This is a genomic window from Niabella drilacis, from assembly GCF_900101395.1.
Taxonomy (GTDB): Bacteria; Bacteroidota; Bacteroidia; order Chitinophagales; family Chitinophagaceae; genus Niabella; species Niabella drilacis.
The window spans coordinates 156,906-183,286 of sequence record NZ_FMZO01000004.1 but is presented as its reverse complement, the minus strand read 5'-3'; the positions used below and the strand labels follow the sequence as shown (position 1 = coordinate 183,286).

Annotated in this window: 15 protein-coding genes; 5 read left to right on the top strand and 10 right to left on the bottom strand. The window is 46.5% G+C overall.

What is annotated here, in order from left to right; genetic code table 11:
* Positions 1-101 precede the first annotated feature (101 nt).
* Positions 102-317 (top strand): hypothetical protein, encoded by a 216-nt coding sequence (locus BLS44_RS09220; RefSeq protein ID WP_090389785.1) that lies wholly within the window; start codon positions 102-104, stop codon positions 315-317.
* Positions 311-601 (top strand): type II toxin-antitoxin system RelE/ParE family toxin, encoded by a 291-nt coding sequence (locus BLS44_RS09215; RefSeq protein ID WP_090389784.1) that lies wholly within the window; start codon positions 311-313, stop codon positions 599-601. The genes BLS44_RS09220 and BLS44_RS09215 overlap by 7 nt, the downstream gene beginning before the upstream one ends.
* A gap of 15 nt (positions 602-616) precedes the next feature.
* Here BLS44_RS09215 and BLS44_RS09210 read toward each other — a convergent pair whose 3' ends face one another.
* The 8 genes from BLS44_RS09210 to BLS44_RS09165 form a co-directional block, all read right to left on the bottom strand.
* Positions 617-3,286, bottom strand: coding sequence for a glycoside hydrolase family 3 C-terminal domain-containing protein (locus tag BLS44_RS09210; RefSeq protein ID WP_218127719.1), 2,670 nt, complete (start codon positions 3,284-3,286; stop codon positions 617-619).
* 205 nt (positions 3,287-3,491) lie between these two features.
* Complete coding sequence (locus tag BLS44_RS09205; protein ID WP_090389782.1) at positions 3,492-5,195, bottom strand: SusD/RagB family nutrient-binding outer membrane lipoprotein; 1,704 nt, start codon at positions 5,193-5,195, stop codon at positions 3,492-3,494.
* 20 nt (positions 5,196-5,215) lie between these two features.
* On the bottom strand, positions 5,216-8,521 hold the full coding sequence (locus BLS44_RS09200; RefSeq protein WP_090389781.1) for a SusC/RagA family TonB-linked outer membrane protein: 3,306 nt from the start codon (positions 8,519-8,521) through the stop codon (positions 5,216-5,218).
* Positions 8,522-8,989: 468 nt separating this feature from the next.
* Positions 8,990-10,654 (bottom strand): SusD/RagB family nutrient-binding outer membrane lipoprotein, encoded by a 1,665-nt coding sequence (locus BLS44_RS09190; protein ID WP_090389779.1) that lies wholly within the window; start codon positions 10,652-10,654, stop codon positions 8,990-8,992.
* A 28-nt stretch (positions 10,655-10,682) separates the two neighbouring features.
* Positions 10,683-14,096, bottom strand: a complete 3,414-nt coding sequence (locus BLS44_RS09185) for a SusC/RagA family TonB-linked outer membrane protein (RefSeq protein ID WP_090389778.1) — start codon at positions 14,094-14,096, stop codon at positions 10,683-10,685.
* Between the two features lie 280 nt (positions 14,097-14,376).
* The gene (locus BLS44_RS09175) at positions 14,377-15,990 is read right to left on the bottom strand and encodes a SusD/RagB family nutrient-binding outer membrane lipoprotein (protein WP_090389776.1); all 1,614 of its coding nucleotides are present in this window, start codon (positions 15,988-15,990) and stop codon (positions 14,377-14,379) included.
* Positions 15,991-16,010: 20 nt separating this feature from the next.
* Complete coding sequence (locus BLS44_RS09170) at positions 16,011-19,376, bottom strand: SusC/RagA family TonB-linked outer membrane protein (RefSeq protein WP_176954364.1); 3,366 nt, start codon at positions 19,374-19,376, stop codon at positions 16,011-16,013.
* 51 nt (positions 19,377-19,427) lie between these two features.
* Positions 19,428-20,636: an ROK family protein gene (locus BLS44_RS09165; RefSeq protein WP_090389774.1), complete on the bottom strand. Its 1,209-nt coding sequence runs from the start codon at positions 20,634-20,636 to the stop codon at positions 19,428-19,430.
* Between the two features lie 181 nt (positions 20,637-20,817).
* Between BLS44_RS09165 and BLS44_RS09160 the strand changes: the two genes are divergently transcribed.
* Complete coding sequence (locus BLS44_RS09160) at positions 20,818-22,047, top strand: TCR/Tet family MFS transporter (RefSeq protein WP_090389773.1); 1,230 nt, start codon at positions 20,818-20,820, stop codon at positions 22,045-22,047.
* 176 nt (positions 22,048-22,223) lie between these two features.
* On the opposite strand, the gene BLS44_RS09155 is transcribed toward BLS44_RS09160, so the two are convergent.
* Entirely contained in the window at positions 22,224-22,583 is a 360-nt protein-coding gene (locus BLS44_RS09155) for an arsenate reductase family protein (protein ID WP_090389772.1), read from the bottom strand.
* 133 nt (positions 22,584-22,716) lie between these two features.
* Complete coding sequence (locus BLS44_RS09150) at positions 22,717-24,819, bottom strand: LTA synthase family protein (protein ID WP_090389771.1); 2,103 nt, start codon at positions 24,817-24,819, stop codon at positions 22,717-22,719.
* A 257-nt stretch (positions 24,820-25,076) separates the two neighbouring features.
* On the opposite strand from BLS44_RS09150, the gene BLS44_RS09145 reads away from it, so the two are divergent.
* Together BLS44_RS09145 and BLS44_RS09140 are read left to right on the top strand one after the other, a co-directional pair.
* Positions 25,077-25,673: a NifU family protein gene (locus tag BLS44_RS09145; RefSeq protein ID WP_090389770.1), complete on the top strand. Its 597-nt coding sequence runs from the start codon at positions 25,077-25,079 to the stop codon at positions 25,671-25,673.
* Positions 25,674-25,727: 54 nt separating this feature from the next.
* A complete protein-coding gene (locus BLS44_RS09140) occupies positions 25,728-26,333 on the top strand; it encodes a M23 family metallopeptidase (RefSeq protein WP_090389769.1) in 606 nt (201 codons plus the stop codon).
* The last annotated feature ends 48 nt before the right edge of the window (positions 26,334-26,381 follow it).

Genomic DNA, 26,381 nt, shown 5'->3' with positions numbered 1-26,381 from the left:
GTCAACATCGTCCGCAACCGGATATCTGCAGAAGAAGCACCGATCAGCTAGGTTTCCCCGGAGACCGAAAACAAGAGGAAAAAGTGTAAATTTGTAGTATTATGGAATTGATTATTGATTTTGATAAAATCAACGACTCTGCCAAGAAGAAATTTCTTTTGGAAACATTGAGGTTCCTTGGTGTGCCATTCAAAACTGATGGTAATCCACAGACTTTGGAGGAATATAATAACGAGCTGGAGGAAGGAGATACCGAAATTGAAAAAGGCAAATACACTACCATGGAAGGCCTACTAAAGGAAATGGAGCGATGGTGATTGTATGGAACGAGATTGCAAAAAACGAATTAAAGAGCGCCTACGAATACATTCTAAAAGATTCCCATCAAAATGCAATAAAGGTTCGACAGGAGATTATTGATGCGATCCTGAGCTTGACAGACCAACCAGACAAACATCGCGCAGATAAGTACAAAACAAACAATGATGGAACATGGCGTGCTTTTGAAATACACCGCTATCGTGTTTCTTACAGGGTAAAAAACAATCAGATCCGTATTATCCGTCTCAGGCATACACGCAGATCACCCCAGCTTTATTAAATTACACCATTTTGCTTATTCGACAGTTAAAGTCGTCCGCAACCGGATATCCGCAGAAGAAGCACCGATCATAATACTAAAACTTCCAGGCTCTACTATCCATTTCATTTCCTGATTCAGCATCTCCAATAATTCTGGTGTAATCAGAAAATCAAGCTCCTTTGTTTCGCCGGGCTTCAGCCGCACCCGCTGAAATCCTTTTAAGGCCAGTACCGGCTGTGCCAGCGAAGCCAGATCATCGCGGATATAGAGCTGCGGTACTTCTTCTCCGCTTACAGCACCGGTATTCTTAAGGGTGAACCGTACCCGCACCGAATCAGCAATTCCCATACGCTGTTGATCCAACCGGATATTGCTGTATTCAAATGTTGTGTAGCTAAGCCCAAAGCCAAAGGGAAATAATGGCCGGCCCGACAGGTTTTCATAATCATCCCCACGGCCCGTGGGCTTATGGTTGTATACAAGCGGTAGCTGGGCTTCATGCAATGGAAACGTAATGGGCAGGCGGCCGGCTGGATTATAATCGCCCATTAACACCTCCGCTACCGCATTCCCTCCTTCCTCACCGGGATACCAGGCTTGCAGGATCCCTTTTACGCCGGAGATCCAGTTATTCATAGTTATGGCGCTTCCGCCAACAAGTACCACCACAACCGGTTTCCCCGTTTTTGATACCCGCCGGATCAGTTCCTCCTGCATCCCGGGAAGCGCTAACATGGCGCGGTCTCTGAATTCGCCTTCCTCGATGCCTGCGGCAATGACCACCGCATCTGCCTTTTCTGCAACAGCCACCGCTTCCCGGATCTTTGCCTCCCGGTCGTCTGCTCCCTGGATAACCAGCTGCAGTTTTCCGTTCCCCACCGGCTCATAATATTCCACCTTCAGCTTATATACTTTTCCTTTTGTAAAAGAAACCGGGGCAAGCACGGTCCTGAAAGATTCCTTTTTCCAGTTATCAATGACCAGGCGGTCATCAAGATACAAACGGAAACCATCATTGCCGCTCAGTCCTACCTGATAGCGGCCCGAAACATCCGGGCGGATTATACCTTCCCAACGGACCGCATAGAAGTCCTGATTTAACTTTGGTGAAGGACGCGAAAGGGTCCAGAGTTTATTGATCGCTGCATCTACGCCGCTATCCAGCGGTTGCCCCGCGAAATCGATCCGGTCGAAGACACTGAATTGCAACCCTTTTTTTAAAACAGTCCCTTCGTAATGCCACAGGAGGTTCGCCGGCAGGGGAGTCCAGGCTGCATCACCCCGGCCCGGGCCCGGGGCATAGGTGATCGCCGTAGCAGCCCCCATCTTTTCTTTTAATCCCTCCAGCATAGATATCTTATGAATACCGGGGCCGCTGTACCCGCCCAGCCGGGCTTCGGTAGCATCAGTGCCAATTACCGCCAGCCTCCGGATATTTTTTGAAAAGGGAAGGATCCTCTTTTCGTTTTTCAGCAATACAAAAGATTCAAGTGCTGCCTGTTTTGCCACCGGCCGGTGGTTGAATTGCTCCGCCGCTTTTTTTTCATCCACATAGGGATGGTCAAACAATCCCAGTTCGAACTTTGCGCGCAGCACCCGTGCCACCGCATCATCGATCCGCTGCCGGCTGATCCTTCCATCATAAAAATGCGGGTCAAATAATTTATAGTGCTGGTAGTCGGTTTGGAAGATCACATCCAATCCGCCATTGACCGCCTGCGCGCCAGATTCCGGGTAATCTTTTGCAGTATGATGCAAGACCAGCGTTCCTCCTGTTGCCCCCGCATCTGAAATAACAAAGCCGTTAAAACCCCATTCCTTTTTCAGTTTGGTATTCAGCAGCCAGGAATTAGCCGTACAGGCCGTTCCATCCAGTGAATTATAAGCCGTCATAACCGACCGGCTGCCACCTTTCTGAAAACAAGCCTTAAAGGGCAGGAAATGCGTTTCCTCCAGGTAGCGTTCATTCCAGTAAATGGGATAGCTGTCCCGGCCTCCATCACCCACATTCGCCACAAAATGTTTGGGCGTGGTAATGATATTCTTTTTTTCAAAGGAGCTAACAAAAACAACGCCCATTGCGGATGTCAGAAAGGGGTCCTCCCCATAGGTTTCCTCCGTTCTGCCCCAGCGCACATCCGAGGCCAGGTTCACCACGGGTGTAAGGATCTGCCGGATGCCCCGCTGTTTTGTTTCATCCGCAATAGCATTGGCCACCCGGCGCATCATTGCCGTATCAAAGGTAGCTGCCAGACCTATGGATTGGGGAAAGGACGTTGCATCACTGCGCACCAGTCCGTGCAATGCTTCATCAAAAAACAATAACGGAATTCCCAGTCGCGTATTTTCAACAAAATAGCGCTGGATGCTATTGATCTTTTTTGCCAGCGCCAGCGCATTTTCCCCGCTCCGGTTGTAGCTCAGCATTTGCTGTGCCGCCTCTCCCGCACCGGTTGTGGCGGCGCTTACCTGAAAGCCGAACAACCCGTTTTTGTACTGGCCGGGAGCAGCCTTATCCAGGTCGCCCGGAATCATAAACAACTGCCAGAACTTTTCCTCCGGCGTCATGCGCGAAAGAAGATCCTGTACACGGGTTTCGATGGGAAGGGTGGGATCTTTGTAGGCAGGGCCCTGCCCGGAAACCGAACAACATATAACACCGGATAAGAATGTTACAGTCAAATATCTTAATACGAAGGACATTTTCATCACTATTAATAGCGGGTAAGTTACTGATTCCGGTTTAATAAGGAGAACGCGTTGAATAAACCCTTTATTTCGGACGTTCAAAGCAAATAAAAAGAGGCTGTGCTCAATTATGATTACAGCCTCTGATAAAATCAATTGTGTGTATCTAATAATTCTTAATGCCCTCTTCCATTTTCCGACAGGTCATTAAGGGAATTGCCTACCTATAATAACTAACACCTTTCTTAGCAGCCGGTACCCAGAATATAGGGGTTGTATAATTATTATCAGCACCCACTTTTAAGAACTCCTCCTGGTTGGTCTGCAGCTCTGTTGAAGGATATTTAATCCTTTCGGGGCATGGTTTCATAACAACACCATTAAACACAAACGGATCCAACAATGGGTGTCTCGTTCTGCGAAGTTCAGCGAACAATTCATATTGGTTGGATATATTGAGATGAATATACTTTTGCTGCATCAGTACTTCCATTTGGTTTTCGACGCCCGTTTGCGCGACGAATTTTGTTCGCACTTTATTCGAATACGTCTCAATATCACTCGTCGATTTCACCGGATGCAGTGCAGGTTTGTCTGGGCGGAAGGTTCTGTTAAGATCATTGATATTATACCAAAAATTACAGGAATGCACCACCGCGTCTTTTATATAATCTGCTGCCGTTTTATCCGTTGTTGCATACCCTTTAATGGCAACTTCGGCCTTTAGAAGGTCGACCTCGGCAAGCGTGATCATCACCGCCGGGAAATTAGGCGCATTCATAGCAAATGTAACAATGCTATACTCTGATTTTCCATTCATGGAAAGTGCTGCATCAATATTGTCAGCGGCGGTATAATAGGTATCTCCCGCATTATAGTACTTTGCATTAGAGTCTGCGTTCATACTTACAGACCGGTAGTCACCATATTTTGTAGGCATTATCAATACCGGTAAGCGAGGATCATCAACGCCTCCTTCATTATAGGAACTATCTGCAAAGTTCATATTCCTCATCAGCAAGTCCGGCATAAAGTGTACAAAGCTTCTTTCATAAACCCCCCTTAGCCAGGTTCCACCGCCACCGCCATTGTCTGTAGTATAAGTAGGAAACGCTAAATCGGAGGTAGGCAGGTTGCCCAGAGCTTCTGCAATATGAGGTTTTGCGGTAGCCTCGTCCACGCCCGCCAGTTTAATGGCGTACTGTAATCTTAGCGCATTCACATATTGTACCCATTGATCAACATTTCCTTTTAATGCAATATCCTGTTTAACAAAAAGGCTTTTACCATCTGCAGACATTTTGTTATAATTATCCTTCAATGTTGCAGCGATATCCTTAAAATCATTCAGCACCGATATGTATATCTCTTTGGGATCATCATACTTAGGATATAAAACGCCCTGGTTCCCCTTCATCGCATCGAAATAAGGAATCTTATTAAACAGATCCACACATCTGAGCGCCCACACGTCTTTCATTACGGTTGCAAGCTGGAAAAACACCTGCACCTCATCTTTGGCACTTCCAGTCAATTGCTCAATACCATCCCGCATTATAGCCCACTCTTTCATGCGCGTGTAGTGTGCATTAAAATGGCTCATGGCACCGTTGTCCGTAGAGTAAAATCCATTTTCATTTACTAAGTCACCATAATCGCTATACCATGCATATCTTGAAGTAATATACCGATGATTTATCTGAGCATAATTGGAGAGCGTGTTCCCATCATTCTCCCACCAATATTCACCGTAATCTTTTACATAGAGTTTCCACTCGTAAACCATCCCTGTAAACATTCCTGCAAACAAATTCCCGGTTGGAGGATCAACTTTTGAAGGATCTTTAAACTGCTCTGCGAGATCCCGTTCACAAGAAGTGAAACAGACTGCGGCTCCTAATAGTATTATTAATAATCTTTTCATTTTTATCAGAATTTATTTTATTAGAAACTCATATCCAGTTTTAGGCCCACTGAACGCATTTGGGGGAATGGGGAGTATTCAACAAATGAGTTGCTACCCAACGCCGACTCCGGATCGATCTGTTTGATCGTCTTGTATAAGTAAAACAGATTTCTGGCAATTAAAGAAACCGCAATTTTTTGAAACCCTATCCTATTAACAAATGTCTTGGGCAGTGTGTACATCAAAGAAGCTTCCCTGAATTTAATATAATCATTCTTTGTTAACATATCCGGTTGAAACCACTCACTCATATCATGTATAAACTGTCCATAATAATCAGCAGCACTTATCATGACGTCATTGGGTACATAGCTCGTATTTCCACTACCGTCAGTTACTTCTTTTACACCTGGCTGTATAACCCCATCATGATATACCCTTCCTTTGACAGCACCGGCAGGAGCGGGCTGGTTATGTTGCCAGGGAATTTTCTTTCCGCTGGCGTCTATGTAGTAAGCACGGCCTCCGTTAGCCTCGTCCCTGAATTTAAGTGACTCCTCCACAGAACCGTTCCCCAGCAAATAGTAATTAGAATAGGAAAGATAGGTACCGCCAAATTTATAATCAAATCCCAGGTGAAGATTAAAGCTTTTATAATAAAAATCAGTACCAAATCCACCTATGAAATCAGGATTAACATTTGCTACCGTTATCAGCTTTGTTTTATCCGGGCTATAAAGACCTGTGCTGCCAACAATCTTATTTCCGCTGGGATCTCTTAAATAATCAAACGCCTGAACATCACCGATCGGTTTTCCTTCAATTGCCATAATAGAATAGGCCCCGCTTCCTGTAATGGCATACTGTGTCATACCCGGATAGAGTTTTACTACTTTAGACCGCTGGTTGGCGGCATTAAAGGTTACATCCCATCTTAGCTTCTCATTCGATATCGGGCTGTATTTTACAAACAACTCATATCCCCATTTTTTTACATTACCAGCATTCAGCTTAATATTTGAGAATGCAGTGGAGTTAGTGAGGTTTAATGCCATGATCTGATCATATACATTACCAGTGTAGAATGAGAAGTCTACTTCTAACGGCTTTTTCTTAAACCACCTTGTGTTGAAGCCCACTTCATATTCATTGTTCCGCTCGGGCTTGATATCCCCGGCAAACAGCGACGTGGGGCCATAAACCGTAGGAACCTGTGAAGTTCCGGCAACACCTAAACCATAAGATTGATAAGCAAAATAAGGATAAGGAGCACCCCGTCCTACATTAGCCCAGGAAAATCTGAACTTACCATAATTAAGATCCGGCAGTTTCAGGTTATTGCTAAAATTCCATGTAGCGGAAGCACCTGGATAAAAGTAAGAATTGTACTTCGGAGGTAACAGGGAAGACCAGTCATTTCGTGCAGACAACTCCAAATAGTACGTGCTCTTATAGCCCAGGGAAGCAGATCCTAAAACACTATATAAAACCTGGGAAGTACGCTTTGTGCCTCCTGTCTGGCCAAAATCGCCCGATTTCGAAATACCGGCAGTAATATCATACCAGTTAGGGTACAACAACCCTCCAACCGTTTGCTGCGAAACGTCATTATAAGTTGTTTTACTGTACTCCGGCCCAGCAAAAGCAAACAGGTCTAACCCATTGGAAAAGGTTTTATTAAAGTTTAAGAACGAGTTATAATTTAATACATTGTAGTTCTTTCTCTGAAAGGCGTATTTCCCTCCGCTAACAGTTGGAACTGTTTTTGATACGGCATCTTTTGTAATAAAATCCCAATCAGTATAATCGATACCGGCACTGCTGGTTAAGGAAAGCCAGGGGGTAAACTTCAATGTGAATTTAAACGAACTTACCAGGTGGGTCTTATTGTCAATGTTCTTATTTTCATTTTGGTCCCAAAGCATCCCGAAATAGCCGGTATTATCGCCACCTACTGACGCCGGTACTCCCAGTGGATTCATGCTATACTGGTATTGCTGCCCCAGCCTATCTTTGTAGTTATTTGCCAGCGACTGGTAGTCTATATCCCTGTTAAAACCATAAGAAACCAACCGGGCTATATTGGGATAACGGTTCTGGGTTGAAATATTGTACAGGTTGGTGTTTACCTCAAAATTTGCGAACTCTGATACATTCATCTGGCCATGAAAACTTATCGTATTGTCCTTTTGGAAAAAATTATTCATCTGGCCCTTATAATCTTTCCTCGTATAGGAAAGGCGCATACTTCCTTTATCATTGGCTCCGGATATGGCCGCGTTATAAATATTGGTAAACGTGTTTTTGAAAAGGTCATTCCAGTTATTGGGATATGCCTGGTAGGTCCTCATCGTACTGTCATAAAACATAATGGAAGAGCCATCGAACCTGGGACCAAATTGCTGGCGGGCATTGTTCATAATCCTTACCGCATTACCACTCCTGTCTTTACCGTAAACGGTATCAAAAACCGTTGTACCGGATCCGTATTCGTTTTGCCAGTTAATGAAACTAACCGGTGTTTCCATCATTGATTGAAAGGAAAGGTTTACCCCAAACCCTCTTGTTTTTGCCCCCTTCTTTGTAGTGATCATGATCACACCGTTTCCGGCCCTGCTACCATATAATACTGATGCTTTCGCACCTTTCAATATTTCAATGGACTCAATGTCCTCCCCATTAATATCGTTAATGCCCGATCCATAGTCGAAAGAATTCAACGGATCGTATCCTCTGGATTCCATATTGGAGTTCTCATCATAAATAGGCACGCCATCCACAACAATCAACGGTCTTGTTTTAGTGTCGGTTTGTAAACCTGCCGCACCCCGTATTTTAATGTTTACACTCCCCGTAGGGCCTGCAGAACCCACAGAAATGCCTACACCTGCAGCCTGTCCGTAAAGCGCTGTTAACGGGTTGACGGTATTACCAGCCTTCATTAAGTCATCCCCTTTAAGCGAGGTAATGGCATAACCTACAGACTTTTTATCCCGTTTTATCCCCAGCGCCGTTACCACAACTTCTTCCTCCGCTTTTTCTCCCGCACTGGCAAGGGAAATATCAACGGCCCCTTCCCGGGTAACCTTTACTTCCTGGTTTGCAAACCCGATCGAGGAAACTTGCAGAACGGGGTTGCTTGTGCTTACCTCAATAGAATACTTTCCTTCTGTGTCCGTTGACGTTCCGTTAGTAGTGCCTTTTACCGCTACCGTAGCACCCGGAACCGGCTTGCCTTCGCTATCGGTTACAACACCGGTTATCGTACGTTTTGTCTGGGCCAACAGGCTGCCACAACTCAAAAGAAGGGCAAAGAATATCAACAATACGTGTTTCTTCTGCATTTTTCGCTCATTTAATCATTAAAAATTTGTTTGGTTTATAGGCCAATCGTAAACACAACAGTTTGCTAAAAAAATCTTAAAGCAATGTTAATACAAAATTAACGAACTTTTTAAAATAATTAATAAGTAGTTAATCATTTTTTTTGAAAAAATCTTCCGGGTCCTAAAAACCGGGGCTAATGGAGGGGAAAAAGGGGGTTCCCAGACCGGGCGACTGCAGAATATGGGTAAAAAATGCCGCAGGCGATCCGGTAAAACATCGTACCTATTTCCAATGTACGCCGTTCCCGGATCGCCTGCAACATAGTAAAAATGATCAGCGGCGGGTGGTCCGCCCGGGTTTCGGGGCGATTGGCCCTTTTACCAGTCCGGCCCCATAAAACAGGAAAGACTGTCGTTCTCCTGTCCCGCAGTTCCTAAAAAAAGAGTTCCCGGGCCACACCCGGCCCCAATACCAAAGGACCGTTGCTAATTTCCCCCGCCAAAATCCGGTGCTGTTTTATCATACCAGATCCGCTGTGTATTCAGCGTGGGTACATCCTGCGCGTTGGGTGTAAAGCCCTGCGCCGTCATTGCCGCATCCCAGTTTTTCCGGTTCACCTCGCCGGGATCGCTCGTCCACCAGCGACGTGGAATGGTTTGTGTAAACGGCTCACGGGCATAGTAGGCCGATGCCGTTTTGGGGTACCCCGTACGGCGTACGAACACAAAGGCTTCACAGGCATTTCTGTAAAAATTCAGATATGCCTGGGTATAAATACGCTCCAGGTCATTTACCCCGTTAAACTTCACGTTGCTGCCTGCCAGGTAATTATTAATAACCGTGGTGCCATCACCCGTAAATCCGGTTGCAGACTGTGCCGTCACTGCAATACTGTTCATGGTCTTGATGGAGGAGGCCACCCCTTTCTTATACCAGTCTTCGGCGCTTCCCTTTGTATTAACCCCGCTGCCATAACCTTTTTGTATAAACTCAGCCACCTGCAGGCAGGATTCTGCATTGGTTACCATCACATCCGTATAATTCCCTGTGAGGCCATTCATTTTTGGAGAAAAAAATCTCCGGTTAATAGGCGAAATCATAAAATATTTGTTGCTGCCTATTGTTACTGCATTGCTGATGTAGGCCGCCACTGTAGGATTGGTGGTCCAGTCCGCCGGGGCTCCCTGGTACTGGATCAGGGGGTCGTTGATATCCATAAATGCCGGCGGTGTTACACCATTGCCGGTAAACAGGGATTTGCTTACCCCATTGCTTTCAAAATAAACGGGCAGGCGCGGATCATTTGCCTTTTTCAGAAAATTGATGATGGAAGTACTGCCATAGCGTACGCTCCTGTAATTGATATCATTGCCAAAAGGTGAGAAGTTGGGATTGGCATAGGTCAGCTGCGCATTATCATTATCAATGGGCCCAATGGCATCCTGCATCACCTGTTTGAAAATATCCTTCGTTTTTGCCTGGTTCTGGTTTTCGAGCCGGGCAGCGATCCGCAGCTTGAGCGTATTGGCCAGCTTTACCCAATTGGTCCAGCTGCCCTTATAAAAGATATCGGCAGTACCCGGATCTACCTGGTTCGCCAGGCTGGTGTTGGACAAAATACCGATGGACCTGTCCAGCTCGGACAACCAGGTATTAAACAGTGCCTCCTGGCTGTCATACGCGGGGCTGTAATTGCCTTCATACCGGCCCTGCACCGCTTCACTGTAGGGAATGGAGCCGTTCATATCCGTTACTTTAATACCATGCAGTACCTGGATGATATAGGTAATGGCGGCTATTTTCTGGTAATTGTCTTTATCCGCCTTTGTGCTGATCTGCCTCCGGATCTCAAACAGGTTGGGCAATATCTGGCTGTAATAAACACCATAGCGTGCATTTACGTTGTTTGTAATTTCGTAAGGACTGGCGCTCACGTGCTGGGTATAGCGGAACAGCTGCTCCATCCCCTCCCAGATCCATTCACCTCCGTTATAAGTGGCCAATTTATCCTGGGAGTAGGAGAGCAGGTATTTTACATCCGGGGTAGTAACAATGGTTGGGTCTGTATTTAGTTCACCAAAGTTTTTTGTGCAGGAAAAGCCTGTTAAAAGCAATGCGCCTGCAATTATATATCTTGATTTGAGTTGCATCTGAATTGAATTAAAATTGGTGATAAAATTAAAATGCTGCCCTTATAGTAAATACAAAGTTTCTTACCATCGGCAAAAAGCCTTCCTCGCCGGAATACGCCGTATTGTTGGAATTATTCGACTCGGGGTTAAAGTTGTACGGCAATGTATTGTACAGGTACATCAGGTTGCGCCCTACGGCAGAGACAGACAACCCGCGTAATTTCAGCCTCTCATAGATCCGGGGCGATACATTATAAGAAAGGGCTACCTGGCGCATAGAGATCCATGAATTTTTCAGGATCCAGTAATCAGATACACCGGTAGAAGAAGAACCATAACGATAATAAAACTGCGGCAAATGGGAGGGTTCTACCAACCCCTTATCATAAGCTTCCTGGTAGGTCATACCACCTACATCAGCGGTGCCTCCACCGGGCTTATCCACTTTTTGTCCCGGGGCAAACACCCCCTGCGGAATAATTCCGTCGTCATAAGTGCCCCCATCGTTCGCATACTTTGAGGTCCACACAATGCCGCCGTTCTGGGCGTCGCGGCCAGGCAGGGTATTGGGGAAGACGCCCGTATGGGTTCCATACCGGTAGCTGAGGGCTACAAAGTCACCGCCGATCTTTGCATCCAGCAGTACATTCAGACTAAAGTTTTTGTAGGTAAACGTATTATCCCAGCCGCTCCGGAACTTAGCGTTGATATCGCCCACGTCCTGCCAGGTATTGCTGCGGGCCGGGAAAGCCGTCCTGGAATCGCTTCTCCAGGCCAGTATGGGTAATCCATTCCTGGGGTCAGCAACCGGTTTGCCGTTCCCGTCCACGGCCTGGAAAGCAGTTGAGTGAATCTGCGTTCTCAATACGCCATAAGACTTGCCCACAACAGCCCAGGTGCTTATTTCCCCGATATTGGCCTGGAGGTTATATTCCGTTCTCCCGGGATAGAGGTCCACGATCTTATTGCGGTTAACGGCATAGGTTAAGGCCGTATTCCAGGAGAAGTTTTTGCCTTTGACCGGCGTACCGTCTATTGAAACTTCGATACCCTTGTTTTGAATATTACCTGCATTAATAAATATGGTGTTCACACCCGATTCAACCGGTGTGGTGATATCCAGCAACTGGTTCCTGGTATTATCCTGGTACAGGCTTACATCGAATCCCACACGGCTTTTAAGAAAGCGCATTTCCATACCCAGCTCTTTAGCAATTTTCCGCTGGGGTTGAAGATTAGGCTGTAATACAGAACTGCTGCTATAAGTAGATAGTGGCACCGAGTTTCCTCCCGCCGTACTATACCCGCTAAATGCAAACCCGGTATTTATTTTAAAAGGATCTGTATCTCCGCCTAATGCGGCTATATTCGCCCGGAACTTTCCATAGCTGATCCATTCGGGCTTGCTTTCTTTAAGCATTTCTGTAAATATCCACGCCAAGCTAACCGCGGGGTAATTATAAAAATTGTTCCCGGTTCCATCAGTATAAGTAAGCGCGCTGCTCCAGTCGCCGCGCCAGGTTGCCTGCAGGAAAAGCATATTCTTATACGCGATATCGGCACTTGCATACAATGAATTCAACGTTTTACGGTCTCTGATGCCCCCGGATGTTGTAGGCTGAAGCACAGAGTTTGCAAGGAAGTAGTTGCCGGGATAGCTCAACCCGCCATTGGTGGCACTGTTTTCAAAAGTAGTCTTATAACGTTGCGCCTCACCCCCGATATAACCATTAATAGAAAGATCCGGGTTAATATCTTTATTCATCATCAGCATCCATTTCTGCATATTGCTTTCCTTGGTTTTAAAACCCAGCGCGTAGGAACCACCGGTGAAACCGACGCCCTGTCCCAGTTCCTTGGTTTCATTGCGGGTATAGATATTATTGATATTCCCATCCAGCACCAGGCTGGCCCAATCTGTCAGTTTTATCGTAAATGCCACCCGGCCTCTCAGCATTTGCTCTTTCTGGATGTAATTATTTTCAAAGAGGGAGAACCAGAACCGGGTTTCGGGCGCCAGGTTCGTTTCCCCGGGTGTAGCCGGGTTGGGCACCCCGCCAAACTGGCTGGTATAATGTTCTTTTTGCATCCAGTATTTTGTGTCATAGTTACGCGGCAGCATCCAGGAGTACAGCTTACCAAAATTATAGGAGGCAAAGGCATCTGTGCCGCCCAGGCTGGGTGGGTTATAACCCATAAAATCCGAATAGGCAACGCTTACATCCATATCCAGGAAGCTGGTAAATTTATGGGTAGCCCTCAAATCAAAGGCATTTTTGGAAAGACGATTGTTACTTACCACCCCCTCCGTCTGGTTGTGGTTATAAGAAAACCTGAATGTGGACCTGTCTGTACCCCCATCAATGGCTACATTAGTATTATTGCCGATCCCTTTCTGGAACACATCCAGGAAGTTATTGGGCTGCGGCAAATATTTCGTCATAGTGCCATCGTAATTGATAACGTCCTGCCCCAGCATGCGGGGGCCCCAGTTTTCCAGCTCACGGCCAATACCCCTGTCAATATAAGGTTTACCGGTTACGGGGTCGGTTGGAAATACTTTTGTCGTCCACCGCTCTGTTGATTTATAATTCGGGTCTCTTGCGTCTGTGAAAAAGTCGCCAACAGTACCGCCGCCAAATTCATTCTGGAACTTTGGCCCGGCATAAGGATCGGATATGCTTAAGGAATGATTGACGGAAATACCAACGCCTTTGCGTTGCTTTCCCTTTTTGGTGGTGATCAGGATCACCCCGTTCACGGCTCTTGAACCATACAATGCCGCCGCAGATGAGCCTTTCAGTACCGAAACACTTTCAAAATCCTCCATATTCAGATTCTTCAGATCATTGCCAAAATCCCGGCCTTTACCGCCGAACTGGTCATTGTCCATGATCACCCCATCGATCACAAATATGGGCTGGTTATTGTTACCCAGCGTAGAGTTGCCCCGGATAATAATTTTGGAGTTGGCCATTAACCCACCGGCGCCCCCCATATCGATCTGCACCCCGGCCACGCGCCCCTGCAGCGCGTTGATGGGATTTACCTCGTTGGTTTTGGCCAGGTCATCGCCTTTTACTTCGGTTACAGCAAAACCCAGCTGGCGTTTTTGCTTTGAAATACCCAGGGCCGTTACCACCACCTCCCCTTCCGACTTCACAGCCGATTTGAGTGTAACCGCTACTTCACCGGTGCTGCCCGGCTTTAATTCCGTGGTCTCAAACCCCGCCGCACTTACACCCAGTGTGGCAGCGGCGGCTACTGTAATGGTAAAGCGGCCCTGTTCATCGGCAGCCACCCCGTTGGCGGTCCCTTTTTCAATAACAGAAGCGCCGGGAATTGCGGCTCCGGTATCGTCGGTGACCATTCCCGTAATCGTACGTTTTACCTGGGCCAATAAACTGCCACAACTCAAAAGAAGGGCAAAGAACACCAACAATACATGTTTCTTCTGCATGTTTTACTTATTTTAATCGTTAAAAATCGTTTGGCTTACCGGGCTTCTATGGCAGAACCATTTGGTAAAAAAATGTTAATACGAATTTAATAAAGTTTTTAAAATAATTAATAAGTTGGTGACTATTTTTTATGATGCACCCGTGGCCTATTTCCCCGCCATACCCGGCAGCCAGCCGCTAAAAACAAAAAAGCTGTTCAGGGATCTTTACTCCCCAAACAGCTTTAAAATCCTTTTATTTCTTAAAACCGATAGCTATTTCATCATCGTCATTACCTTCTTATGGCATAAACCAGGGTTTCTTTGATTTATCATCGGCGCCATTTGTAGCTGCCCGCCAGTTAACAGCGTTGCTGGATGCTTCGGCCTGGGGATATATCAGTTTGTTCAGGTCGAGCACTTCACTGGTTGGAGCAAGCTGTGTAAATGGCGTACCATAATTGGTACGACGTTGCAGTACCCAGGCATCATACGGTTGATGAAACATAGCCAGCCAGGATTGTCTGTAAATTTGAGTAAGAGCGGTAGCAACGGTATTACTATAAGCGACATTGCTATTGGCAAGCATGGTGGATAATTCGCCATCAGTAGGTGCGGCAGCCGGCTTGTTTACCACCCAAATAGTAGAGCTATTGGCCACTTTGTACCAGAATTTTACTGATTCCGTTATTCCCGCATTGTAAAATTGCTTGGCCGTTGCCGGGTTGGCGGCCACCCCTCCAATCCCACGATTGTAAATTTCGGCTTTTAAGAAACTTACTTCGCTGCCGGTAATAATCAGGTCGGGGATCGTTCTGTCTGCTACATAGTAGTAATTGAGGGGAGAATACAGGTAGTTTCCCGGCGCCAGCCATGTCGTAGTTCTGGCCTCTGCATACGGGTCATTGTTCTTTCCATCAACAACACCGTTGGCCGTTTCCGCCTCTGTGCCCGCAGGTGGGTTTTGCGGGTAAGGCTTCCATTGCCCGGCCTTATTAGGTTCAAAGAATATTTTTGTGCGCAGGTCATAGATCCCTGAACCATCCGTTGCAGCGCTGGAGGACATGGCATTCCAGATTGTGGAACCCATTCTTATATAAGAGTTGCCCCGGAAGGTTCCTGACCGGTCTATTTGCAAACCCGTTATTTTCGCCGGATTTATACTAATATATTCAGCGGGCTCTAAAAGAGGCTTTGAAAGGGCATCAGCAATAATCGCATCGGCGCCGGCGGCATCTTTGTTACGTAAAATAAGCGCGTAGCGCAGTCTTACAGAATTAGCAAATTTTACCCAAAGCGACAGGTCATTCTGAAGCAAAACGTCCGCCGAACCAAGCGACATCTGGCTTGTCGAAGTAGAAAAATTATCAATTGCCCACTTTAGCTCTTTAAGAGCATTCGAAAAAATATCCTGCTGCTTGTCATATACCGGTCGATAATATTGTGCTCCCAAATAGGATTTTCCGGCTTCTGAATAAGGCATATCACCGTAATAAGTAGTATTAGCGAGCGTTTTAAGAGATATTAATGTTTTTAACATGGCCTTGATATTGGTCATCCTGGCAACAGCCGAGTCCTTTTCTATCAGCTCCATTGTTTTATTATAGTCAATTAATGCCCCGTAATAATTATACCAGGAGGCGCTTGATTTATCATCCAACCGATAGCCGGATGCCGAATAAGACGCTGCTAACTGGCTTGCCTGGTACAGGTGTGAAGTGAACAGCGGTCTTCCATTTTCCGCCATGCTTGAAGCAATACTGGTGTACAGACCTGGTATTGTAGGCGTATATACTTTATTATCCCAGGGTTTATTTATATCTCCAAAGTCCTTATTGCAAGAAGTAGTGGAAAGTATTATACTACCCAGTAGTATGGAGTATAATATTGTTTTTGATTTTATAATTCGTTTCATTGCTAATAGAAATTAAAGAGTTAAAACTGTGCTTTTAAACTGAATCCAAGTGTACGTATACTTGGAAAGGCAGACCATTGTAAACCCTGTGCATTGCCGGTCCCCATAATGGCTTCCGGATTCAAATGATCTGGCAATGTGGTGTGAAAATAGAATAAGTTCCTGCCTATCAATGATAAGGAGAGGCTTTGAAACACTTTAGTTTTTGATGCAATGGCCGCGGGCAGCGTATAAGAAAGCGCCAATTCTCTCATTTTAACCCAGGTATTTTCAAAAACAGATAGGCTCCTCGGCCTGTTTAAATGTGTCCAGCCGGTGTACGACCCCGCATATTTGTAAATAGGGTTTACCACTCTATCATTCATCTTGCCATCATCGACGTTATAGCCATCCATTATTACGCCCACATTGGCGGTGGTTCCATCGGGGAACGTATAGGGCAAACCTCCGCCATCTCTCTCTTTCAGTGTGGCTGGTGAAATACCGCTACCCATGGCTGTTGAATGGTCAAAGGAATAGATATCACCGCCCACTTTAAAATCAACCAAACCATATAAACTGAAATTTTTATACCGGAATGTATTACCAACACCACCGGTAAGCTTGGGAGACGCATTACCAATAATGACGGGTTTGGTCGTTGCTTTATAAAGCGTACCCACTACATTTCCGGAGGCATCCTTTACATTTGTGATGATTTTATTCCCATTATCATCCCTCAAAAAGTCGGTACCATAAATAGCTCCGTATTTTTCTCCGGGCGATACTTTCATAAACACACCCAGGTCTCCAAAAATATCACCGATCCGCAGCTCCTTAATTCCGTCTGCCAGCGATACTACAAAGTTGTTATTCTTTGCGCCATTAAGGATGAGGTTCCAGCCAAAATCCGCTGATTTAATAATGCCTGCATTAATTGTAAAATCGAAGCCACGGTTTCTCAATTCACCGGAATTAAAGGTGATGCTATTTACGCCTGAAGAGGGGGCAATATCAGCTGCCAGGATCTGGTTTTTTGACAGAATATTATAAAAACTAAAATCAAGATTGATACGGTCGTTTAAAAAACCAAGACTGGTGCCTATTTCCGTTGAGGTCGATGTTTGGAAGCCCAGCTTATCCGGCCTTAAAACATTGGGAAAGGAATAGGTGGGTTGTCCTCCGTATGAACTTACATCATAATTAGCACCTAACAGGTAAGGATCAGATGCATTGGCGCTTTTACCATAGCTCAATCTCAGTTTTCCATAGGAAAACACGCTCGACCTCATTTTGAAAGCATCAGAAAAAACAAAGCTTAAATCGCCTGAAGGATAAAATGTTGAATTCTGATCAGGCGACAGCGTGGAGTTCCAGTCGTTTCGCGCTGTAAGGTTCAAATATAAATAGTTGTTGTAGCTAAGATTTAAGATCCCCAACACCCCCTCCGATTTCACCTCATATCTTCTTTCAGAAGTATTATATTTATTTTTATCGGCTCTGTCGGCGTCAATTATATTACCCAAACTATAAATGCCCGGCACAATAAAGGTTCCTCCGTTTGAGCCCGCTACACCCGTCGATTTATTAGAATAGGAATTGTACATCGCCGATGCGCTGGCGTTAAAGTCCTGAAAGAATAAATTATCCTTATGAGCCGTAACCATAACATCGGTATTCAGAAACTTATTCTTATTCAGTTCTTTTGAATATCCACCGCCAGTTACCCCATTATAGCCGGAGGTTGTATTATTGATGGTTTCGAATTTTTCGGCAACCAGATTTGCTGATGTTCTTACAAATGCATTCAACCATGGGGTAATGTCGGCATTCAGTTTTACAGTACTTATCAGTTCATCCCTGTTCAGCCTCGAATTCCTTTCATTGAAATACCAGAATAAGTCGCGGCTGTATTCCTGCTGCGGATAGGCCGCTCCAAAGTCAATTTTTGAACCATCCGCATTTTTATAGTGGTCAAATTCCAACGGCTTATACTCTCTTGACATCCCATAGACCGAAAATTTTGACCAGGAATTATTGCTGCCTATTTCGGGGGTATTAAGCCGGTAGTTTTGATTGTACGCAACGTTTACATCTGCATTTAATATTCTGGAAATAATTACGTGTGAGCCCAGCGAAAAGTTGGTATTATTATAATTTGTATTGGGAACAACCGCGGTAGCATCTGTTCGTGTGGCAGCCAGCCGGAGCGTGCCCAGTTCGGATCCTGATGAAAATGACACGTTGTGTGTGGTTTCGTTTGCCTGCCGGTAGTAAGCCTCCCGGTTATCGGGCTGCGGGGAATAGGGTCTTAACTGGCCATCCCACCAGCGCACCATTTGCCCGTTTAGCTTCGGCCCCCAGGAAGAACTGGCGCCAAACCAGCTGAAAATATCTGCGGTATAAAAGCCTCCGGGGATTGAGCCATGATAACCGCCAATACCAGTACCGCCGGTCGCATAACTTGAGCCTCCATATAAGGTGGGCAGGTAATATTCACCGTTCTTTGTTTTGGGTAGTTCCGGATTGGCCGACCATAAGCCGGCAGCGAATCCACCGCCATATTCGTTCTGTACATCCTGAAACCGGTAAACATTTGAAAAGTTGGTTGTAAAATTGTAGTCGATGCCAAGCCCCTTCTTTTTCAAACCCTTTTTACTGGTAATCAGCAATACCCCGTTTGCGCCCCGGGCGCCATACAAGGCTGCGGCATTGGGTCCTTTAAGCACCGATACACTTTCTATATTATCCATGTTAAGGTAGCTTAAATAATTTCCCCAATCGCGCGTCGTAGAAATATCAGTACCCGTGGTAGCCGATTGTGCAATAGGCGTATTATCCACGATAGCGCCATCTATTACTATCAACGGCTGGTTGTTGCCGTTAAGCGAGTTATTCCCCCTTATAACTATGCGGGAAGATGCATTGCCCAGGCCGTTTGAAGTGGAAATATTCAGGCCTGCTACTTTTCCTGCCAATCCCTGGGCTACATCTACGGGAGCCGCTATGGTAATATCGCTCCCCTTTACCTGTTGTACTGCGTATCCAACGGACCTTTTATCCCTTTTTATTCCTAACGCGGTTACCACCACCTCATCCTCGGCTTTTTCAACCGATTTCAGGATAATGGTCACTTCATTGGAGTTGCCGGTTTTTTGTTCGATGGGTTCAAACCCGGCAGCGCTTACATCAAGGGTAGCATTGCCTGTTACGTTAATGGTAAAGCGGCCCTGTTCATCTGCAGCCACTCCATTGGAAGTGCTTTTCTCAATAATAGAAGCACCGGGTATGGGTCTTCCATCTGGATCTGTAACGGAGCCCGTAATTGTACGCTTTACCTGGGCAAGCAGGTTTCCACAACATAGCAGCGTAGTAAAGAAAACGAGCAGTAAGTGTCTCTTCTTCATTTTTCTCATTTTTAATCGTTAAAATTGTTGGTGTTCCGGTCGATTCTATAATCAAATAAGCATTTTTTTTGGCTCCCTGCTTTTGCCACGCACCAGGTTTTCCAGTACCAGCGCGGCAGCACCGATCAGTTCGGCGCGGCTTCCCATCTGCGAAACCTTTACAGCTGTATTTTCAGCGAGACGCAGGATACAATGTTCATTTACCGCCTGCAGCACCGGGGCCTGCCATATGCGCCCGGCCTGTGCCCCGCGGCCACTCAGCAGTACCAGCTCGGGGTTAAACAAATGGATCAGCACGGCTACACCCCGTCCAATATCGTACCCCGCTGCCGTAAGCAACCGGATCACATATTCATCCCCCGATTGCGCTGCCTTCACGATGGCCTGCCAGTCCTTTTCGATGGCGCCTGTACGGAAGTTCTTTTTCAGTAATGAAGTACTCCCCTTCCGTTTCAATCCCTGCTCCGCCTTTTCGATAATGACCTTTAACGAGGTTTCCGTTTCCAGGCAGCCCCTTTTCCCGCAGGAGCAGATCTTATTATTATTAAAAAAGGGGATATGGCTAAATTCCCCTGCAAACCCGCTCTCACCCCGGTACAGCTGGTTGTTGAGAATCAGGCCCAATCCCACACCCCAGCCCAGGTTCACCACCATAGCATTGCGGGCGCCGGCTGCCGCTCCGAAACGATGCTCCGCCAGCGCAATGATGCTGGAATCATTATCGATGTAAACCGGTATTTCCAAAGCGCTGCCCAGGAAAGCCGTAATACTGCTGCTTTCATTGGGAAAGAATGAATAATTGATCCCCTGCGCCGCATCAATGAACCCGGGCATGCCAATACCTACGCCCAGCACTTTTTTCTTCGGGATCTTCGATTTCTTAATGGCCTGCTCAATAGCGTTCTTTAACTGCGTCAATGCACCGGGGTTATTGGCCAGCAACAGCTCATGCTGAACAATAGCGCCTACCGGTTTATTATGAAAATCAACAATGGCAATCCGGGTGATCATCTGGTCCATTGCCACAGCAACCACATACATGGCATCCGGTTTTACCGAATACAGGGCAGGACGCCGGCCGCCGTTCGAAGGCGCCAGCCCGTTTTCCTCCACGACCCCTTCTTTGATCAGGTTATTGATCATCTGAGTGGTTAAGGGAATGCTTTTCCCGATACGGGAACTGAGCTCCGCACAGGACAGGGATCCGGCGTAATAAAATTCCCTAAAGATCAGGTGTTTATATTGCAATCGTTTTTGCATTACAAAAATGTTATTTCAAATTTAACAAAGTTTTTAAAATAATTAATAAGTATAGTAATTTTTTTTTGAGGAAAGTATCACCACCGGTTTATATAAGCCATAAAATTTACGCATCTTTGCTGCCCTTTTTTAAACCCGTGGCCCGAAAAGGCCCCGGGGGGACCATAAACAACCCTTTCGAATGAAACAGTCGCGCAATGCCGCCATCGGCTTTATCTTTATTACCATGACCATTGATGTCATCGGCTTCGGACTGATCATTCCGGTGATGCCAAAACTGATCGCAGAGCTGAAACATATCAGTATCAGTGAGGCAAGTATCTATGGAGGCGACCTCCTGGCACTGTATGCCGTAATGCAGCTTTTGTTCTCCCCTTTTATGGGAAACCTGAGCGACCGGTTTGGAAGAAGACCGGTGCTCCTGCTATCCCTGCTGGGGTTCTGCTTTGATTATCTTATCCTGGCCTTTGCCCACACTTATTCATTGCTGGTAGTAGGACGGATCTTATCCGGTATTACCGGCGCCAGCTTTACAACAGCCACCGCCTACATTGCAGATATCAGTACCAACGAGAACCGGGCCAAGAATTTTGGCCTGATCGGCGCTGCCTTTGGATTGGGATTTGTTATCGGACCGGCATTGGGCGGGCTCCTGTCTGTATGGGGACTGCGGGCTCCTTTTTTTGCAGCAGCAGGATTATGTTTGCTGAACTTCCTTTACGGGTATTTTGTATTGCCGGAATCTTTAAAACCCGAAAACCGGCGGCCCTTTAACTGGCTAAAGGCAAACCCTGTCGGGTCCCTGCTCCTGTTTTTAAAGTATCCCGGCATCCTGGGACTGGTGCTCTGTTTTTTCTTTATTTTTCTTGGAGGACATGCCGTTCAAAGCAACTGGAGCTATTTTACCATGGACCAGTTTAAGTGGTCAGAAAAAGAAGTGGGCATTTCCCTGGCCATTGTTGGCGTGCTGGTGGGCGTTGTTCAGGGTGTCCTGATCCGGTATACCAGCCCCCGGCTGGGAAATGAAAAAAGCGCGTATACCGGCCTGTTCTTTTATGCATTTGGCATGATCCTGTTTGCTTTTGCCACCAGGAGCTGGATGATGTATGCGTTCCTGGTGCCCTATTGTATGGGAGGCATTGCCGGCCCCGCCCTGCAGGCGCTGATCACTAACCAGGTTCCTGCTAATGAGCAGGGCGCTTTACAGGGAGGCCTCAATTGTATTATGAGCCTTACCTCTATCATTGGCCCGTTGATGATGACCCGGACCTTCTATTTTTTCAGCCACGAGCAGGCGCCGGTTTATTTTCCCGGTGCGCCCTTTGTGCTGGGAGCAGCCCTGATGCTGATCAGTGCGGTTATGGCCTACTATATGTTGCACGTAAAAAAGAAAAGAGCGCCGGTATCATAATCAACGGCTCATTTCTTTGTTGCATTTGATGGCCCTGCTTGTTGCATTTGTTGTGCAGCGTTGGCCCAATGGTTGTCATCCGCAGTTGGCCCTTTTTGCAGTTTATGGATGACGGCCTGACCCATGGGGGCTATGGAACACCGCGATGGTATTACTTGCTCCGTTACGCCGCTCTTTTATTGCTTTACAAAGACGGTCAGGGCTTCTACATTTTTCTTATCACTACCGATAAAAATGCGGTCCCCAATGATCACTACCGGGCGTTTTAAAAAAGTGTCATGTTCCAGGATATAATCACGATAGTCGTTTTCTTCCAGCCTTTTATCTTTCAGCGCCAGCTCTTTATACAATAGCGCCCGGCGGCTGAATAAAGCTTCATAGCTTCCGGCAAGCTGTTTCATTTCATCCAGTTGCCCGGGGGTTATTTTTTCCGTGCGGATATCCTGCAGCTGAAACCCGCTTTGCTCGTTGATTCCGGCGGCTTCCATTATTTTCTTACAGGTATCGCAGGTAGCGAGGTAGTATATTTTTTTCATGTTGAGATTTCAGATTCGAGATTTGAGAATTGAGATTCAAGATCTGAGCAATCAGCATTTAGCATGCAGCTTTTAGATGCTCATTGAGTGCCGAAGCCGGAGCCGACGTTAAACCTTGAACTTGAAACATTTTTTACTGTTTATACCCCCCGGATTTAAAGATTTTTTCCGCCAGCTGGTAATAGCTCAGGGCCTGACGGTATAAACTGTCATTGATCGCCATCTTTGCCGCCGTGCCGGTACTAAAATCCGGGCGCTGCTGCTCCACTTTATGAGGTGGGGTTTGTACGATGAGCTGACTGTCTCTTAAATATCCCAGCCCGCTATAGGTGCTGATAAATGCCCGGTCCTTACCCGGTGGCATCCGCAGCAGATCCTGCCCGAAAAATTTTGAACGGTAGCTTTTATTCAGCAGGCCCAGGATCGTAGGCACCACGTCTACCTGGGATACCATATGATCCACCACCTGCGGCTGCAGGTTGGCCGGGCTGTAAATAAACAGCGGGATATGATAGCCGGTTACCGGCAGATCTGTTTTACCGGCGGCCGAAGCGCAATGATCGGCTACGATCACAAATACAGTGTTTGAGAACCAGGGCTTTGCAGCAGCCTGCCTGAGAAAACTACCGATACAATAGTCGGTATATTTAACGGCGCCCTCTCTTTTCTGCAATTTGGGCGCAATATCGATCCGGCCTTCGGGATAGGTATAGGGCCGGTGGTTGGAGACAGTCATGATCTGTGCAAAAAAGGGGTTCCCCGTGGCCGCATTTTTATCAAACTGTTTTAATGCCAGGGTAAACATATCCTCATCCGCCACACCCCAGATATTGGCATAGTGGATCTCCTCCGGTTTTAATGCGGAACGGTCGATCACCTCATAGCCATTGGCCGAAAAATAGGGGCCCATATTGTCGAAGCTGCTGTAGCCTCCATACAAAAACTGGGTGGTATAGCCCCGCTCCCGCAATACAGCCCCAATCGTAAACAGGCTGTCGTTATTGGGGCGGCGCACAATACTTTGCCCAGGGATGGGCGGTATTGAAAGCGAAAGCACTTCCAGCCCGCGCACAGTACGGGTTCCGGTGGCATAGCACTTCCTAAAAAAAACTGATTGCCGGCTTAAGCTGTCTAAATAGGGCGTAATATTCTGAGGGTTTCCAAACGTGCCCATAAACCCTGCGCTGAAACTTTCGATGCTGATCAGTACTACATTCATCCGCTTTTCCGGGCCGGGGTAGTTCACCATCCGCTCAATCGAAAACCCGTCATTGCTCAAAAAACTATCGGTGGGGGAACGTTCCAGCAGTTGCTTCCGCACTTCGGCAAGCGCTTCCCTGTCTGGTACGGTCTTGTAAAAGCGGTAAAAGTCCAGGTCGTTATTCCAGAAGGCAGCACCAAATTCATACACCCCGTTACCGGCCAGCTGATTTACATAATCATTATCGCTGAAATTTTTGATCCGGTTGTTCACCAAAAAATAAACCAGCACCGGAACCGCCAGCAGCCCGAGTGCCAGCAACGACCGTTTTGCAATACCCGGGCGGGCAAAAGCCCAGCCATCCAGGCGTTTCCTGATGAGCAGAAAAATGAGTAGGGTCACCAGCAACACACCGGCAATGATCCAGCCGATGGGGTACGATTCCCTGATATTGCCTACCACCTCATTCGTATAGATCAGGTAATCCACGGCAATGAAATTGTAACGGGAGCCAAACTCATCCCAAAAGAAATACTCGCTGATGATATTAAAAACAAACAGGAACAGGACGATAAAAAAGAATACTTTCATACCGCGGGTCCGCCAGCGATGACGGTAGGCATCTGTTTTTGACGCAAGCAGCAGGTAGATACCAAACAGCAATACTACCAGCCCGGTAAACACCCAGGGAAGCTTTTTATCAAACTCCTTTGGGATGGGATTCCGGATCACAGAAAGAACGATCCCGATCATAAAGAGCACGATGACTCCTTTTTTCCAGGGATTTTTGAAAAGGAGGTCATTGGTAAGCCAGGCTATCAGGATAAAGGGAATGGATACAAAGGACAGGAAGCAGATATCATAAAACAAGCCGATGAAAAAGACCCCCGCGATATTTTTCAGCCCCAGCGAAAGATCGTTGAAAGAGACAAAGAGCAGCAGGAGGCGGGTAATAAAATTTATTACGATGCCTGTGAGGTACAAAAGCGCTACAGGTTTAAACCGCTTACTCAAAACACCTTTACTATCAACCATTTAAATAATTTTTCACAAAACAGATCCTGGATTTATCCGCTGCCCGCCGGCGCAACAGCAAGTTGCCTGCGGATATTCAGGACAAGATACAGATTATTCGCCGGCAGATCACATTTTTCTGACCTGTAAAAAACCGGTATCGGCTCCATGGAAAATCCATATACCGCCTGAACAACAAAATGTTATACGCTGTCGCCCACTCTTTTAAACCAATACGGCCAAATATTGTTAATTTTGTAAATTAATAGCAGCATATCATGATAAAAACAGGTAATCCAGTGATCAGTATTTATACAGAGATGACACCCAACCCGGAAACAATGAAGTTTGTAGCCAACAAGCTGTTGTACCCTGGTAAAAGTATCGATTTCCCGGATGTGGAAGCGGCCAGGCCTTCCCCGCTTGCCACTGAATTGTTTGGTTTTCCTTTTATAAAGGCCGTTTTTATTGCCAGTAATTTTGTAACCCTCACCAAAACTGCCGACGCAGAATGGCAGGATGTAACCCCTTCTATCCGCCAGTTTTTAAAGGACTACCTCGAAGAAGGAAAAGTAGTGATCAATGAAGATGAAGTGATCACCGTGAAAAAGGAAAGCAGCAACGAGGTTACCGCTGACGACGACGACGTGGTAAAACGGATCAAAGAGCTACTGGAGAATTATGTAAAGCCGGCAGTTGAAATGGACGGAGGCGCCATCCAGTTCCGGAGCTATAACGACGGGGTCGTAAACCTGATGATGCAGGGAAGCTGCAGCGGCTGTCCTTCTTCAATGATCACTCTCAAAGCCGGTATCGAAGGAATGATGAAGCGCATGATCCCGGAAGTAAAGGAAGTAGTGGCCGAAGCCGAATAATCCATCAGAATCAATACATTTGTTAGCGTCACCAGTGCCGGTGGCGCTTTTTTAATGCGTTTGATCGTCCTCATATCCCTGGCCACAGCCGTTTTATCGGGCAGCTGTGCGTACATGAACAACCCTTTGCGCCGGGAAACACACCGGCTTCAAAGAGGAAGCATCATTGATACCAGTTCCTTTATTTACGACCTGCCCTATCCCAAAGGCGTCAGTCATACCCTGGTACAGGGCTATTTTACACAGTTTACGCATAAACGAAGGGCTGCACTGGATTTTAAAATGCCGGCCGGATCTGTTGTATGCGCAGCAAGAGATGGTATTGTGGTGCGGCTGAAAAAAGACGGCAGCCAGGGCGGCATTAAAAAATCGAACCGGGTGCATGCCAACTATGTTGTTATTCAGCATGCGGACAGTTCCCGGGCAGGGTACTGGCATCTGCAGAAAGACGGAGTATTGGTGCAGGTGGGTGATGCTGTCAAAAAAGGCCAACCCATCGCGCGCAGCGGCAATACGGGTTACACCTATTTTCCCCACCTTCATTTTATTGTATGGACCTTTGACCGTAACAGCAGGTTTAAACAAATGCCCACCCGTTTCCGTACCAAAAAGGGCGCCCGGTACCTGCGTGCCATCCGTAATTACCGGAACCCGCCGTAATGAGCACTGCGGCAACCGGAGCTCACCGCTCATTATTGATAACCCATT

Coding starts and splice junctions, on each gene's coding strand:
- BLS44_RS09145 (WP_090389770.1), top strand. CDS start 25,077: ATGATAAAAACAGGTAATCCAGTGATCAGTATTTATACAGAGATGACA.
- BLS44_RS09175 (WP_090389776.1), bottom strand. CDS start 15,990: ATGAAACGAATTATAAAATCAAAAACAATATTATACTCCATACTACTG.
- BLS44_RS09165 (WP_090389774.1), bottom strand. CDS start 20,636: ATGCAAAAACGATTGCAATATAAACACCTGATCTTTAGGGAATTTTAT.
- BLS44_RS09200 (WP_090389781.1), bottom strand. CDS start 8,521: ATGCAGAAGAAACACGTATTGTTGATATTCTTTGCCCTTCTTTTGAGT.
- BLS44_RS09170 (WP_176954364.1), bottom strand. CDS start 19,376: ATGAAGAAGAGACACTTACTGCTCGTTTTCTTTACTACGCTGCTATGT.
- BLS44_RS09155 (WP_090389772.1), bottom strand. CDS start 22,583: ATGAAAAAAATATACTACCTCGCTACCTGCGATACCTGTAAGAAAATA.
- BLS44_RS09160 (WP_090389773.1), top strand. CDS start 20,818: ATGAAACAGTCGCGCAATGCCGCCATCGGCTTTATCTTTATTACCATG.
- BLS44_RS09185 (WP_090389778.1), bottom strand. CDS start 14,096: ATGCAGAAGAAACATGTATTGTTGGTGTTCTTTGCCCTTCTTTTGAGT.
- BLS44_RS09215 (WP_090389784.1), top strand. CDS start 311: ATGGTGATTGTATGGAACGAGATTGCAAAAAACGAATTAAAGAGCGCC.
- BLS44_RS09210 (WP_218127719.1), bottom strand. CDS start 3,286: ATGTCCTTCGTATTAAGATATTTGACTGTAACATTCTTATCCGGTGTT.
- BLS44_RS09140 (WP_090389769.1), top strand. CDS start 25,728: ATGCGTTTGATCGTCCTCATATCCCTGGCCACAGCCGTTTTATCGGGC.
- BLS44_RS09190 (WP_090389779.1), bottom strand. CDS start 10,654: ATGCAACTCAAATCAAGATATATAATTGCAGGCGCATTGCTTTTAACA.
- BLS44_RS09205 (WP_090389782.1), bottom strand. CDS start 5,195: ATGAAAAGATTATTAATAATACTATTAGGAGCCGCAGTCTGTTTCACT.
- BLS44_RS09220 (WP_090389785.1), top strand. CDS start 102: ATGGAATTGATTATTGATTTTGATAAAATCAACGACTCTGCCAAGAAG.
- BLS44_RS09150 (WP_090389771.1), bottom strand. CDS start 24,819: ATGGTTGATAGTAAAGGTGTTTTGAGTAAGCGGTTTAAACCTGTAGCG.